The sequence below is a fragment of the Neobacillus canaveralius genome (assembly GCF_047237705.1).
In the GTDB taxonomy this organism is placed as follows: domain Bacteria; phylum Bacillota; class Bacilli; order Bacillales; family Cytobacillaceae; genus Neobacillus; species Neobacillus niacini_K.
Genome location: NZ_JBDFLL010000001.1, coordinates 1668282 through 1680131, shown reverse-complemented (window position 1 = coordinate 1680131; position 11850 = coordinate 1668282). Strand labels below are relative to the sequence as shown.

The following is an 11850-nucleotide window of genomic DNA, read 5'->3' as shown; positions in this document are numbered from 1 at the left end:
CTAATCTCCCCTCGTGTTTACTTTTCTCGTTTATAAAAAGGTGTTGGGACTACTTTCGCCTTCAAGCGTTTTCCGCGAATTTCAACCTCAATTTCTGATTCAAGACCTGCGTATTCGTTTTTAATTAGCACAAGTCCAATATTCTTTTTCAAAGATGGTGATTGCGTTCCAGTTGTCACTTCACCAATCAGTTCCTCACCTTTATAGACAGGGTAGCCATGACGCGGTATTCCACGGTCAATCATTTCAATTCCAACTAATTTTCTTGCTGCACCCTGTTCCCTTTGCTGTTTAAGTACTTCTTTACCGATAAAATCTGCTTCTTTATTTAACTTAACTGCAAAGCCGATACCTGCTTCCAGCGGAGTGATTTCAGGAGACAATTCTTGACCATAAAGAGCAAGAGTTGCTTCAAATCTGAGAGTATCCCTGGCACCTAAACCACAAGGAACAACTCCTTCCTCTTTCCCAGCAGATAAAATCGCCTTCCAAAGTTCAACCGCGTCTGACGCATCGCAATATATTTCAAAGCCATCCTCACCTGTATAGCCAGTTCGTGAGACCAATGCATTTTTCCCATTAATGGTTACTTCCTGTTGGAACTTAAAGAATCCAATAGTACCGAGATCAGTATCACCTGCGAGCTTTTGAAGTACTTTTTCAGCAAGCGGTCCTTGCAGCGCCAATTGAGCCATTTTTTCAGATAGATTATCGATCGAAACATCTCCCTCTAAATGGTCCTCAAGCCATTTATAGTCCTTATCGATATTTGAAGCATTAACAACTAGTAAATAATGATTGTCTTTTAGTTTATAAACAAGCAGATCATCAACAGTGCCACCATTTTCATAGCACATTGCATTATATTGTGCTCCGCCATTATTAATTTTTGAGATGTCGTTAGTTAACATTTTCTGCAAGTAGGACAAGCTGTCCGGTCCGGTGACGATTACTTCCCCCATATGAGAAACATCAAATAAACCAGCTTTTGTACGCACTGCCTCATGTTCTTCCTTGATACTTGAGAATTGAACAGGCAGCTCCCAGCCTCCAAAATCAATCGTTTTGCCACCATATTCCTTATACACTTCAAATAGCGGTGTCCGTTTTAATTGAGTCATCGTTAATCCCCCTTCAACAACTAAAGATGTTTTTCATTTGTTGTTCCATAAATCCAGCGCAAAAAAAACAAAAAAGGACAGAGACCTCCCTTTAACAAAAAGAAGGTCTCTGTCCTTGCACCTGAAAGTTTACCTAAGCTCGGCTTTCCCCTTTGGTGGCTGCCCTAATAGTCAGCGCTCTCCAGAGTTGCGTCAAACAAGAGTTCTTTTGCCTGAGAGATTCACACATTGTGCTTGCTCCTTCGGCGCTACATTTGTAGTCTCTCCCCTTGTCATCATCCGCATTATAATATTTTCACATTAGGGTCATACTAAAATATACATCTAAAAAAATTATTTTATTGCAATAGTTAAAACATTCAAACCTATCACCATCCTACCATTAAAGCATAAGGTGAGCAATAAATTTTTGTGCATAAGGAGCTGAAAACATGAGTGTTGAAATACAATTTGATTCCTCCTGGCAGGATGAATTTTTACATAGAATTGAGAACGATGGACCATGGGGAAATTGGGACCTTTTCAAACTGGCAGTTGGCGTTGAAAAACACCTGATTATTCCTGAATTTGAAGGCTTACAAGCACCCAATCATTTGCCTAATCTGACCCCGCTTCCACACCAGCTCGAAACGGCAAAACAAGTAATAGAGAATATGAATGGAAAGGCCATTCTCGCCGATGAAGTTGGGCTTGGAAAAACGATAGAAGCTGGTCTTATTTTAAAAGAATACATGATTCGCGGGCTCGTAAAAAAAGTTCTCATCCTTGTTCCAGCTTCATTAGTAACCCAATGGGCTTATGAATTGAATAGTAAGTTTTTTATCCCTGCGGTTTCTCAAAAGAAAAGCTATGTTTGGGAACAATGCGATGTCGTTGTATCGTCTATTGATACGGCAAAACGGGATCCACACCGTGATATTATCTATAAGCAGGACTACGATTTAATTATTATTGATGAGGCTCACAAACTTAAGAACAACAAGACAAAAAACTATGAGTTTGTTCAAAATCTGAAGAAGAAGTTTTGTCTGCTTCTCACTGCTACCCCCATTCAAAATCGGATTGGGGAAATTTTTAACCTCGTATCCCTATTAAAACCAGGGCATTTAGGCAGTGAAACAGCATTCTTTGATAAATACAAACGGGATGCACGCTCATTAAATGATAATGAGCATTTAAAAGAGCTGGTTAATAAGGTAATGATTCGTAACCGGCGTGCCGATACAGGTATTGAATGGACCAAAAGACATGTTGAAACTATACCGATTGAATTTACACCTCAGGAAAAAGAATTGTACAAAGCTATCACTGATTTAAAGAGCGAAGGCGATTGGGTCCAAACAAGCGCATTCTCGGTGATGACTCTACAGAGAGAAGCCTGCAGCAGTAGAGAAGCAGTTTTTTATACGCTTAAAAACATGCTCCAGAAAAAAGAAAACCCTACCAAGGAATTTGAAGACCAGATTCAACATTTAATTTCAAAAGTGGAAGCAGTTTCAAGCAACTCTAAAGCGGAAAAGGCTTTAGAATTGATTCAAAAGATAGATGATAAGGTAATTATTTTTACTGAATACAGAGCAACCCAAATGTACCTGCAATGGTATTTAAAACAAAACGGGATATCATCAGTTCCGTTCCGCGGAGGCTTTAAAAGAGGTAAAAAAGACTGGATGCGCGAACTCTTTCAGAAGCATGCACAGGTACTCATCGCGACTGAAGCGGGTGGTGAAGGAATTAACCTTCAATTCTGTAATCATATTATTAATTTCGATTTACCGTGGAATCCTATGAGACTGGAGCAAAGAATCGGAAGGATCCATCGTCTTGGGCAGGAAAAGGACGTTATGATCTATAATTTTGCAATCCAGAACACAGTGGAGGAACATATATTAAAGCTACTATATGAAAAAATTGAACTATTTGAAAAAGTTATAGGTGATTTGGACGATATTTTAACGAAGTTAGACTTTGGCAGTATTGAAGATCATCTAATTGATATTTTTGGACAATCCTGTTCTGAAGGAGAAATGAGGATTAAGATGGAAAATCTTACATCAATGATTGATCTGGCTAAAGATATGCAGAAGGAGGATTCACATGCAGCAGCTGGAAATTCATAACTTTCTGATACGCTATTTTCAGGCTAATGAATGTGAAATAACAGAAAATGGTCCAGGATACTTAACAGTTCAATTAACAATCGAACTCGATAAGGAATTAATGAACCGACCTTTTTATTGGCATTACCTAGAAAAAACGGGCGGGATACCAAATCCGATGAAGCTTACGTTTATTACCAACCCACAGATAACACCTGAACATATTAAGGGAGAAACCGTTCATTTTGGTTCTCCCCGCCTGCACCAAATTTTTCAATCAACAAAAAAGCTGGCTAGCTATATCAGGCTTTATGAGAATCACCGTAATAGTCAACAACAAACTCCATTAATGCCTTGGCTTTGTATGAATGTTAAGATCTCGTATCAATGCGACCGTAAGCGGGATATTTATAAATCAATCGGTTTGCAGCTCATTAACGGACAAATGATTGAGGATTTTCATGATCGACTACAGAATGTCCAACTTACACCGAAAATACCGGATTATTCGTTTACACTTTCACCTCTTGTTAAGCCAAAAAGCGGAATGTCAAGAATCGAAAACTATCTAAAAGCTGTCATTAATGAAGATGATCATACTTGGGCAGAGGATGCCCGGAAACGTTGGGAGCAAGATTTACGTCTTCTTGATCATTTTTACGAGGATGCGGAAGAAGAAAATGAAAGTTACGAAACAGAAAAAAAAGCCTTGCAAGACCAATATGAACCAAAAATAAACATTTCATTTATAAATGGAGGATTGTTTTATTTAACCGATAATGCTGTGTAAAAGATTAAAGAAGCAGATTTTGAATCTGCTTCTTTACTCTTTTCTTCTTCTGTTTTTCACTTCAATATAAAATATATAGGGAAGTATCCCAAACCAACGATACCAAAAAGACGCTCTTGTTTGTTTTCGTTCTTCCCGGAGCCGTTTTCTTTCATCCTTTGGCTGGTCCGCATATTTAACAAGAGTTTGAGTCATATATTTTACATAATCATTCGTTTTCATGGACACACCTGCCTTCATTCTTCACTAAAAGTATGTCCATGTTTTAATTTTTCAAACAACTATTAACCTTAATAAATTTCAATCCACTTTATCATTCTTTTCGAAGAAATATCGAAAAAACCGCGTCCTACCACTGTTTCACCTGTTTGCATTCTAAGAGTAAAGTTGATTTTCTGTACGGTTCCAATCGGAATGTCACTTTGAAATCCCATGCTTCCCTTTAAATAGGTAAAGGTACCTTTGTCTGGAATAACACTACCCGATTGCATGATTTCTTCTACTTTTTTAACAGAAGAATGAAAATAATATTCCTCCTGAAGGATTAGGTTGGTTTCATGAGCCAATTTCCTTTCGGTTAACAGTTGTTCTACACGAAAGGAGAAGAGTAAAAGAAAAAGGATAAGCACTGCTAAAGTTAATGGGTATGTAAATCCTTGTTCGTTATTCCTCATACGACCGGAACCCATTGAATATAGGAATGCACTACCACATTGTACTCTTTCCCCCAAACATCTTTTACAATAATTTTTACGGAGTTATTAATCCTGGTAAAAGTGACGGAGGATACATTTTGCAGTAATATCTCATGCCCCGAAGAATTAACACGCCTTCTTAAGTTACTTCCATATTTTTCGTAGTTAATACTTTCACTATTATTCGTTAGTACCAGTCTCCCTGACACCACCTCCACTTTAGAGCTAATACGAATTTCTTTTTTTACCTGACTGCAAAAAACATCCCATTCCATTTCCTGAAGCCTTCCATTTGAATCTTTATTTTCTAAAACAATTTGAAGAACAGGAACCATGAAAAATACTATGGTCATAAAAATTGAAAAGGCAAAAAGCACTTCAAGGAGAGTAAAGGCTTTATCATTCGGGTACTTTACAAATCTCTGTTCTTGGGTGGAAGGCAGTTTCATCAACTTTTACACACACCTCCTTTTGTCCAATATCTGACGATTGATTCCAATAAATCTTATATTCTGTTCCATTATGAAAAATGGAGTAATTTGAGCTTGTTCTATCTTCTGTTAAATTTGCTTGGAGTTCTTCAAATAAAAACTGAGCAGCCTTTTTATCCCTCACAAGCTGTTGAGATTGATGGGATAATTCCATTAATAACGGCATAAAAAACATGCCTATCATAAACCATGCAGATAATGATAATAGGAGCTCTAGTAAAAAGAATCCATCATTCTTCCATAACATAAAACCGTCCCTTTCCAATCAAAAGAGTTAATCGGTAGTTTTTTTGTTGTGTCCGAATATATAATGTACCGAATCTGTCTACATTGCCATTCGAATTAAATTTAAATACTAATTGAATCGTTCCTTGTGTCACAGTAATCGTTGGAGAATGATGTCTTTCAACTAGCTGTTTATTGCCTGTACTGATGAGATACATGTGCTCATGATCATAAAAGATAACTTTTACTTCCATTTGATGAGCAATAGCATATTGCTGACCATAATATAAGTCCGCTTTTAATTGGGAAATAAACGCCTTATCAGTTGCTGAATAGTATTGTGGCTTTATGCTAAAGGCAGTTATCGAGGAGATGATTAGAAAGATGGAGAGAACAATCAACGATTCTATTAGTGTAAATCCCTTTTGATTGCGGAGCATTATGTTGTTGGTACTGCCGTTACTTTACCTTCTGAATCAATCTGTACATTTTTTGTTCCATTTGGACAACCAGTATCATTAATTAGATATCCATCCGTAATTAAATTTGCCATTGTTGGCACCTTATTATTTTCCATAATATAAGACTGCACCTGGGCTTGAACCATTTTCACAAAAGCCTCACAGCCTTTGTTGTTTATATTTGTATTATGCTTTGCGACATTTGGAATTGTAATAATTAATAAAACCGAAATAACCAGCATGACTATCATCATTTCAACAAGAGTAAAACCTTTTTCATTTTTCATCATCTTTACATCCTCCATGTATAATATTTATTCCTAATGCGCTTTTCGCTTTTTTATATTCCATCTAATAGCTGAAACATTGGTAATAATATGGCTAAGTACATAGATACAACCAGAAATCCTATAAAAAGATAGAGAACAGGCTGTATCTTTTTTAAACTCTTTTCGATTCTTTCTTCCATATTCACCATACAGTGCTCGCTGAGGAAGAGTAATTCTTGTTCCAATTTCCCATTCTCTTGACCATGTTTAATGATCATTGGGAATTCTTTTTCAAAGAATGGGAATGTTGCCAAGATAGACTCTAGATTTTCACCCGTTAACAGCTTTTGTTTAATCACCATTCCCAACTGGCTATAAAATGGCTGTCTATGATTCTTCTCAAATAAGTTTAATGCTTCAAGTATGGATATACCTCCCGCTAAAAGGAAACTGAGTTGTATAGAAAAATAATGAGTAAACAACAATTTGAGGATTCTTCCAACAATCGGGATTCTTACCAGAAGTGATCTTTGCTGGAGGATGGAGACTTTTCGAAATACAAAAAAATAATATATTGAACCTGATGCCAGGAGGAGCACTAAACCCGTCATAAATATAGGAAAATATTTATCAAAGGAATAAAGTACTTTCATAAAGAAATTCGCTTCAAGACTCATAGATTGGAAGAGGCTTGTAAATTTGGGCAGCAATAATTTTTGGACAAACACAAAAAGAAAACCTGTAATAAAGGTAAGTAAAGCTGGATATTGTAATAGTTTCAAAAGCTTCTTCCTATCATTCTCCTTAACCAAGGCTAAACTGCTTCCTTCTAGTAGTGCCTCCACGAAGCTGCCATGCTGTTCCGCAAAATAGACATAACCAGTTAAATCCTTGTGAAACCCCATATTATTTAAAACATCATGAAATGAAATTCCATTTCTCAAATCAGCCAAACATTTGTACATCTCCTCCTTTCGATTCTTTGGTAAATGCAAGGACAGGGATTCAATGGCTTCGGCAATTGGGTAACCTCGTGCCAATAATTCTCCAATCCTTTTTAAAAAATTGGCCTGCTCATTAATTGTCCAATTATGGCTCTTCATGGTCATACACCAAGCGATCATATTCAGACTCTTTGATATATCCAAGGACAATCCCCTTTTTTATTACTTCCTTTACTGTCGTGTAATGCGAAATAATGTCTTCTCCCCTTGCCTCTTTCATAGCTGCATTAAGGTTTCTCCCTGATAGCAGTTCAAAAACACTCGCCCTTTTCCATCTTCCATATGAATAACAGAAGGGTGAACAGTCCCCTTCGCAATACGGACAGGTTAGCTCTACTAATCGCTGAGCTGTAACCGCAATAAGAGTTTGTTCCACCTCTAACCAATTGACACCAAACTCATGAAGACGATATACCGCTCCCTTTGCATCCCTTGTATGCATAGTGCTGAGAACTAAATGTCCCGTTAAAGCAGCCCGTACTGCTATCTTTGCAGTTTCAGCGTCACGAATTTCCCCAACCATAATAATGTCGGGATCATGACGTAGAATTGCTTTTAAACCAGCTGCGTATGTCACACCTGCTTTTTCATTCACTTGTATTTGTAAAACAGAATCATAGTTCTTTTCGATGGGATCTTCAAGTGTAATAACGTTACGATGAAATAGATGGGCGGTTTCATTTAAAAGGGAGTAAAGAGTTGTGGTTTTGCCTGAGCCAGTTGGTCCTGTAAAGATAATTAATCCATGTGCATGTTTTAGGAGAGCGAGTAGCTTTCTGGTCATCCCAGGGAAAAGTGAGAGCTGATGAAAGGGTATTTGTTCTTGTTGAGGCAGCAGTCTGATAACAAGACTTTCTCGATTGTTAGATGGGAGTGTTGAAAGTCTAAGACCCATTAATTTTCCGTCCACTTCACAAAAAATCGAACCGCTTTGAGGGCGTCGTCGTTCACCGATATCCATATTTGCAGTAAATTTAAAATGTGAGATTAACCTGTCGCATTCATCTTTTGGAAGTGATAACCGGGGAATGAGTTTGTTCGTTAAGCGGATTTGAATCTGTGTGTCTTTTTTCCTAGGAACAATGTGAATATCTGTTGCTTGATTTCGAGCAGCATCTGTGATAATCCTATTTGCTAGTATTTCGATTGCACTTTCAATGAGTAACACCACCTTTTATTTTGTCTCGGTAGGAATTCGACACCATTCAAGCTTATCCTTCAAAATTCTTCTTTTTTTAAAATATTTCTTTGTATTTTTCCTCCTAAATCTACCGAAAAACAACTCTTGACATACACATTGTATACCTTTCGTATATATTTTGTATAAAGCAAGTCATCCAAGCCTTTGGTAATTGTGAACATTTTCTAAACATATAGTGTTAACATTGTTAACCTCATTCCAATGTTTATATAGCTATATTATAATTGGGGTAAATTATGGGGGTTCGAGGTGAACGAAAGATGGAACAAACATTAAAGATCACAAATGTTTTATCAGATCCAACCAGGTACTACATCTATCAATACATCACAAAACGTCATCAAGAAGTGACAGTACAAGAGGTTGCAGAAAATTTTAATATCCATCCGAACGTTGCAAGATTACATTTATCTAAGCTTGAAGATGTTAACATGTTAGCATCTGAAACAAAAAAGACTGGTAAAGGCGGCAGACCAAGCAGGTTATATCGTTTATCAGATGATGTCATTCAATTACATTTCCCTTTCCGGGATTACATGCTGCTTTCTAAAGTAGCTATCTCTACCATGCTTACACTAGGAGAAGCAGGTAAACAAGCTCTTTACTTAACTGGAAAGCGCTTTGGCACTGAAGTAATTGAACAAGAAATGGCGAAAAAATCCTTTGGTGAAGAAATAGATTTTGAACAAAAGTTAACAATATTAAAAAGCGCAGCCACATTAGCCGGGTTTTATCCAGAATTTGAAGCAAATGGAGATCATACAAAAATTTACTTCCAGATCTACAATTGTCCTTTCAAAGAGGTTGCAGAGGAACATGAAAGTGTTTGTGCTATGCATCATGAATTCCTAAAAGGAATGTTTGAAGCTTTATTTGAATCGGTAGAGTTAATTGAGAAGGAAAATATTATTTCAGGTTGTGAAACTTGCTCTTACCAGGCACTTGTAACAAACTAATTTGAATCTTTATTTACTTTTGAACTCCTTTTCTTTATAATATTGCATGATGGTACCGTAGGGGAAAAGGAGGGATACATATGGATCGCATGTTCAGAGTTTTGGGTTTCTGGACGGGTATTTTTACCGTAATGTTCTATCTAGGAGATATGAATAAAACTGCATTGCTATTCCTAGCCCAAACTGGATTCTTTGTTTTGTTAAGCTATCTTAAACTTTCCGAACGTATGTATATGTATGTTTTCGGAGCATATTTGACCGTATTCTTCGCAGGCTTTACTTATTGGACAACATTTATGATGCCACTTGGTGGAGTCGGAGGACATTAAGAAGTAAATCAACACAAAAGAACACCGGAGCTCTTCTCCGGTGTTTTTTATTCGTCAAAAGGATTAAAATCAACGATGCCTTTCTGCTGAATAAGCAGATGAAAAAAAGAACTTATTCCAGATGGCATAATTAAACTCCTGATTGCACGGTTTCGTTTAGCAACCTCTGAAAAAGGATTAGGATCGTAATGATTTTCTAATTCCTTTAGGATGCCTGCTTTTAATAAAAACTCATCCTGTCTTAGCTTTGAATAGAAAACCAACTTGACTTGCTCACCCTTCTGAATAAGCCAATCAAAATGGATGTGTGTCGTAATATCCATTTCCCGGGATACTTCAAAACATCATCAATCATTTGATGTTGATAATATCCTCTTAAGCTTCCCTTCATTCGTGAAGGATGCATCCAATCTTCTTTGGTATAACCATAGTCTGCTGTCACTACAAGCCCCTTCGTTAAGACCTTGGATATATCTTGTACCATCCCTTCCATTAACAAAGGCACTTCTATACGCTGTTTATCTTTTAGTTCCAGCATACTTTCCTCTAAAAAGAAGTGGATAGCTGGATTCGTTAATAAAACCTTTTCCTCATATAAGGTTTCATTTTTTATTCCTACCATAACCTCGTATAATTGGCCGTTCTCCTTCTCGATGACATGAGCTGGCAAAGCATCGAATAATTCATTTGAAAAAACCATCCCTTTGAAAGGCTCTAGTTCATCCAGCTTGTTTACTTGGATTAAATTATGGTGAGGGGGAATTAATTCATTTTGTAATTTTTGATGATAGGGACTGCTTTCTACTATGATGTAATTTATTGGTGCTTTGATGGAATGCTCCCATTCCTGTAAGAAGGCATGGGCGAAACGTCCATTGCCAGCACCAATTTCACAAAAATTAGGTTCAAGATTATACTTTTTACAAAAACTCGCAAACCATTTAGCAACAATTCGACCATAAATATCGGAAATATTACTTGTAGTGATAAAATCTCCTTGGCTGCCGATTTTCTGTTTGTTTTTCATATAGTAACCATATTCTGAATGGTAGAGAACTGCTTCGATGTATTCTGCATAGGAAATTAAGTTTGTTGGTGAGTTTGAAATTAAACTCTTCAAGTACGTAATCATAAAGACTCCTTCATAAAGGTTAACATCAGCTTCCTCTTTTGATATTAAAACCCGTTCAAAAACGGATTACTATCCATTTCTTCCCCTATTGTGGTGATTGGTCCATGTCCAGATAACACCGTTGTTTCTTCAGGTAAGAATAATAATTTTTCATGAATGCTCTTCATAAGAAGTTTATGGTTACCACCTGGCAGGTCTGTTCTTCCAATGCTGTTCTTAAATAACGCATCCCCTGATACAACAAAACCCTCGGTCTCAAAGTAATACGACACACTACCAGGAGAATGTCCTGGAGTTTCGAAGATTGAAAAAGTAAAATTACCAATCGTTAGCGTTTCCTCTTTTTTTAGAATGTAGTCGGCTCTTTTCATTTTCATTAACTCTTGCATTTGAAAAAACTTTGAACCATTTAATGCCGGATCTATCAGCCACTCTTCTTCCTCTTCATGAATATAAACCGGAATATTATAATAGTCTCTTACATCATCCACGGCGCCGATATGGTCGAAATGTGCATGTGTTAAGAAAATTGCAATTGGTTTGAGTTCCCTTTTTGATAACCACTTAATTAGCTTTTTCCCTTCGCTCCCTGGATCAAAAATCAAACAGGTTTTGTCAGGACTTTCAACGACGTAACAATTTGTTTGTAATACTCCTAACGGGATTTGAGACCATTTCATTTCTGACATACCTCCAACTAATTTTACATTACTATTATTTTACACTATGTAAGCTTCATTGCTAACCTTTTAGCCCTCGACAAATGATTAAAAAGAATATAAAATAAGAATCGAATGTATATAATATTCTTACATAACTCTTAGAAATGTGTTGGGCCAAGCCCAAGTATTATCTAATAAAGGGGGCTTTATTAATGGGAGTAGTTATTATTTTTGCTTTGGTAGCATTACTTGCTGCTTACGGTGCATTCACTGCCCTAAAAAATAAAAATTTGTTAGGAGCATTTTTTGCAGTAGGCACATTTGCTGTTTTTGGCTGGTTTGCCATCATGACCCTTATTGAAAGTGGTTTTCCTACTGGTACACACTAAACTTAAAAAAATTGAAAGACTGCCAA

Annotated in this window: 17 protein-coding genes and 1 riboswitch; of the genes, 5 read left to right on the top strand and 12 right to left on the bottom strand. The window is 36.8% G+C overall.

What is annotated here, in order from left to right; translation table 11 throughout:
* Window positions 1-17: 17 nt before the first annotated feature.
* Window positions 18-1121, bottom strand: coding sequence for a glycine cleavage system aminomethyltransferase GcvT (gene gcvT, locus ABC255_RS08305; RefSeq protein WP_412992680.1), 1104 nt, complete (start codon window positions 1119-1121; stop codon window positions 18-20).
* Between the two features lie 190 nt (window positions 1122-1311).
* Window positions 1312-1400: riboswitch (glycine riboswitch) on the bottom strand.
* 152 nt (window positions 1401-1552) lie between these two features.
* Between gcvT and ABC255_RS08300 the strand changes: the two genes are divergently transcribed.
* Window positions 1553-3241, top strand: a complete 1689-nt coding sequence (locus ABC255_RS08300; protein WP_335535679.1) for a DEAD/DEAH box helicase — start codon at window positions 1553-1555, stop codon at window positions 3239-3241.
* On the top strand, window positions 3219-4010 hold the full coding sequence (locus ABC255_RS08295; protein ID WP_412992678.1) for a YqhG family protein: 792 nt from the start codon (window positions 3219-3221) through the stop codon (window positions 4008-4010). The genes ABC255_RS08300 and ABC255_RS08295 overlap by 23 nt, the downstream gene beginning before the upstream one ends.
* A 33-nt stretch (window positions 4011-4043) precedes the next feature.
* On the opposite strand, the gene ABC255_RS08290 is transcribed toward ABC255_RS08295, so the two are convergent.
* The 8 genes from ABC255_RS08290 to comGA all read right to left on the bottom strand — a co-directional run bounded on the left by ABC255_RS08290 (window position 4044) and on the right by comGA (window position 8323).
* A complete protein-coding gene (locus ABC255_RS08290) occupies window positions 4044-4232 on the bottom strand; it encodes a YqzE family protein (RefSeq protein WP_063251304.1) in 189 nt (62 codons plus the stop codon).
* A gap of 68 nt (window positions 4233-4300) precedes the next feature.
* Complete coding sequence (gene comGG / locus ABC255_RS08285) at window positions 4301-4699, bottom strand: competence type IV pilus minor pilin ComGG (protein WP_412992676.1); 399 nt, start codon at window positions 4697-4699, stop codon at window positions 4301-4303.
* Window positions 4681-5154 carry a competence type IV pilus minor pilin ComGF gene (gene comGF / locus ABC255_RS08280; protein ID WP_412998511.1) on the bottom strand — a complete coding sequence of 158 codons (474 nt, stop codon included), beginning with the start codon at window positions 5152-5154 and terminating at the stop codon, window positions 4681-4683. The genes comGG and comGF overlap by 19 nt, the downstream gene beginning before the upstream one ends.
* Window positions 5105-5443 (bottom strand): competence type IV pilus minor pilin ComGE, encoded by a 339-nt coding sequence (comGE, locus tag ABC255_RS08275; protein WP_412992674.1) that lies wholly within the window; start codon window positions 5441-5443, stop codon window positions 5105-5107. The genes comGF and comGE overlap by 50 nt, the downstream gene beginning before the upstream one ends.
* Window positions 5427-5861, bottom strand: a complete 435-nt coding sequence (gene comGD / locus ABC255_RS08270; RefSeq protein ID WP_412992673.1) for a competence type IV pilus minor pilin ComGD — start codon at window positions 5859-5861, stop codon at window positions 5427-5429. The genes comGE and comGD overlap by 17 nt, the downstream gene beginning before the upstream one ends.
* On the bottom strand, window positions 5861-6169 hold the full coding sequence (gene comGC / locus ABC255_RS08265; protein ID WP_412998510.1) for a competence type IV pilus major pilin ComGC: 309 nt from the start codon (window positions 6167-6169) through the stop codon (window positions 5861-5863). The genes comGD and comGC overlap by 1 nt, the downstream gene beginning before the upstream one ends.
* A 53-nt stretch (window positions 6170-6222) precedes the next feature.
* Complete coding sequence (gene comGB / locus ABC255_RS08260; RefSeq protein ID WP_412992671.1) at window positions 6223-7254, bottom strand: competence type IV pilus assembly protein ComGB; 1032 nt, start codon at window positions 7252-7254, stop codon at window positions 6223-6225.
* The gene (comGA, locus tag ABC255_RS08255) at window positions 7241-8323 is read right to left on the bottom strand and encodes a competence type IV pilus ATPase ComGA (protein ID WP_412992669.1); all 1083 of its coding nucleotides are present in this window, start codon (window positions 8321-8323) and stop codon (window positions 7241-7243) included. Before comGA ends, comGB begins: the two co-directional genes overlap by 14 nt.
* A gap of 293 nt (window positions 8324-8616) precedes the next feature.
* Between comGA and ABC255_RS08250 the strand changes: the two genes are divergently transcribed.
* The gene (locus tag ABC255_RS08250; RefSeq protein WP_412992668.1) at window positions 8617-9312 is read left to right on the top strand and encodes a helix-turn-helix transcriptional regulator; all 696 of its coding nucleotides are present in this window, start codon (window positions 8617-8619) and stop codon (window positions 9310-9312) included.
* A gap of 80 nt (window positions 9313-9392) precedes the next feature.
* The gene (locus tag ABC255_RS08245; RefSeq protein ID WP_179596782.1) at window positions 9393-9641 is read left to right on the top strand and encodes a DUF2626 domain-containing protein; all 249 of its coding nucleotides are present in this window, start codon (window positions 9393-9395) and stop codon (window positions 9639-9641) included.
* A 47-nt stretch (window positions 9642-9688) separates the two neighbouring features.
* Here the strand turns inward: ABC255_RS08245 and ABC255_RS08240 are convergent, their stop codons facing one another.
* From ABC255_RS08240 to ABC255_RS08230, 3 genes are read right to left on the bottom strand one after another with little or no spacing between them, the layout of a single operon-like run.
* Window positions 9689-9904 carry a hypothetical protein gene (locus ABC255_RS08240; RefSeq protein ID WP_412992666.1) on the bottom strand — a complete coding sequence of 72 codons (216 nt, stop codon included), beginning with the start codon at window positions 9902-9904 and terminating at the stop codon, window positions 9689-9691.
* Entirely contained in the window at window positions 9883-10773 is an 891-nt protein-coding gene (locus tag ABC255_RS08235; RefSeq protein WP_412992665.1) for an SAM-dependent methyltransferase, read from the bottom strand. The genes ABC255_RS08240 and ABC255_RS08235 overlap by 22 nt, the downstream gene beginning before the upstream one ends.
* A 44-nt stretch (window positions 10774-10817) precedes the next feature.
* A complete protein-coding gene (locus tag ABC255_RS08230) occupies window positions 10818-11453 on the bottom strand; it encodes an MBL fold metallo-hydrolase (RefSeq protein WP_412992664.1) in 636 nt (211 codons plus the stop codon).
* Between the two features lie 194 nt (window positions 11454-11647).
* Between ABC255_RS08230 and ABC255_RS08225 the strand changes: the two genes are divergently transcribed.
* Complete coding sequence (locus tag ABC255_RS08225; protein ID WP_374931374.1) at window positions 11648-11824, top strand: DUF2759 domain-containing protein; 177 nt, start codon at window positions 11648-11650, stop codon at window positions 11822-11824.
* The last annotated feature ends 26 nt before the right edge of the window (window positions 11825-11850 follow it).

Excerpts from the sequence above, each read along its gene's own strand:
- ABC255_RS08300 (WP_335535679.1), top strand. The coding sequence starts at position 1,553 with ATGAGTGTTGAAATACAATTTGATTCCTCCTGGCAGGATGAATTTTTA.
- ABC255_RS08250 (WP_412992668.1), top strand. The coding sequence starts at position 8,617 with ATGGAACAAACATTAAAGATCACAAATGTTTTATCAGATCCAACCAGG.
- ABC255_RS08290 (WP_063251304.1), bottom strand. The coding sequence starts at position 4,232 with ATGAAAACGAATGATTATGTAAAATATATGACTCAAACTCTTGTTAAA.
- gcvT (WP_412992680.1), bottom strand. The coding sequence starts at position 1,121 with ATGACTCAATTAAAACGGACACCGCTATTTGAAGTGTATAAGGAATAT.
- comGB (WP_412992671.1), bottom strand. The coding sequence starts at position 7,254 with ATGAAGAGCCATAATTGGACAATTAATGAGCAGGCCAATTTTTTAAAA.
- comGF (WP_412998511.1), bottom strand. The coding sequence starts at position 5,154 with ATGAAACTGCCTTCCACCCAAGAACAGAGATTTGTAAAGTACCCGAAT.
- comGC (WP_412998510.1), bottom strand. The coding sequence starts at position 6,169 with ATGAAAAATGAAAAAGGTTTTACTCTTGTTGAAATGATGATAGTCATG.
- comGE (WP_412992674.1), bottom strand. The coding sequence starts at position 5,443 with ATGTTATGGAAGAATGATGGATTCTTTTTACTAGAGCTCCTATTATCA.
- comGD (WP_412992673.1), bottom strand. The coding sequence starts at position 5,861 with ATGCTCCGCAATCAAAAGGGATTTACACTAATAGAATCGTTGATTGTT.
- comGG (WP_412992676.1), bottom strand. The coding sequence starts at position 4,699 with ATGGGTTCCGGTCGTATGAGGAATAACGAACAAGGATTTACATACCCA.
- ABC255_RS08235 (WP_412992665.1), bottom strand. The coding sequence starts at position 10,773 with ATGATTACGTACTTGAAGAGTTTAATTTCAAACTCACCAACAAACTTA.
- ABC255_RS08225 (WP_374931374.1), top strand. The coding sequence starts at position 11,648 with ATGGGAGTAGTTATTATTTTTGCTTTGGTAGCATTACTTGCTGCTTAC.
- ABC255_RS08295 (WP_412992678.1), top strand. The coding sequence starts at position 3,219 with ATGCAGCAGCTGGAAATTCATAACTTTCTGATACGCTATTTTCAGGCT.
- ABC255_RS08230 (WP_412992664.1), bottom strand. The coding sequence starts at position 11,453 with ATGAAATGGTCTCAAATCCCGTTAGGAGTATTACAAACAAATTGTTAC.
- ABC255_RS08245 (WP_179596782.1), top strand. The coding sequence starts at position 9,393 with ATGGATCGCATGTTCAGAGTTTTGGGTTTCTGGACGGGTATTTTTACC.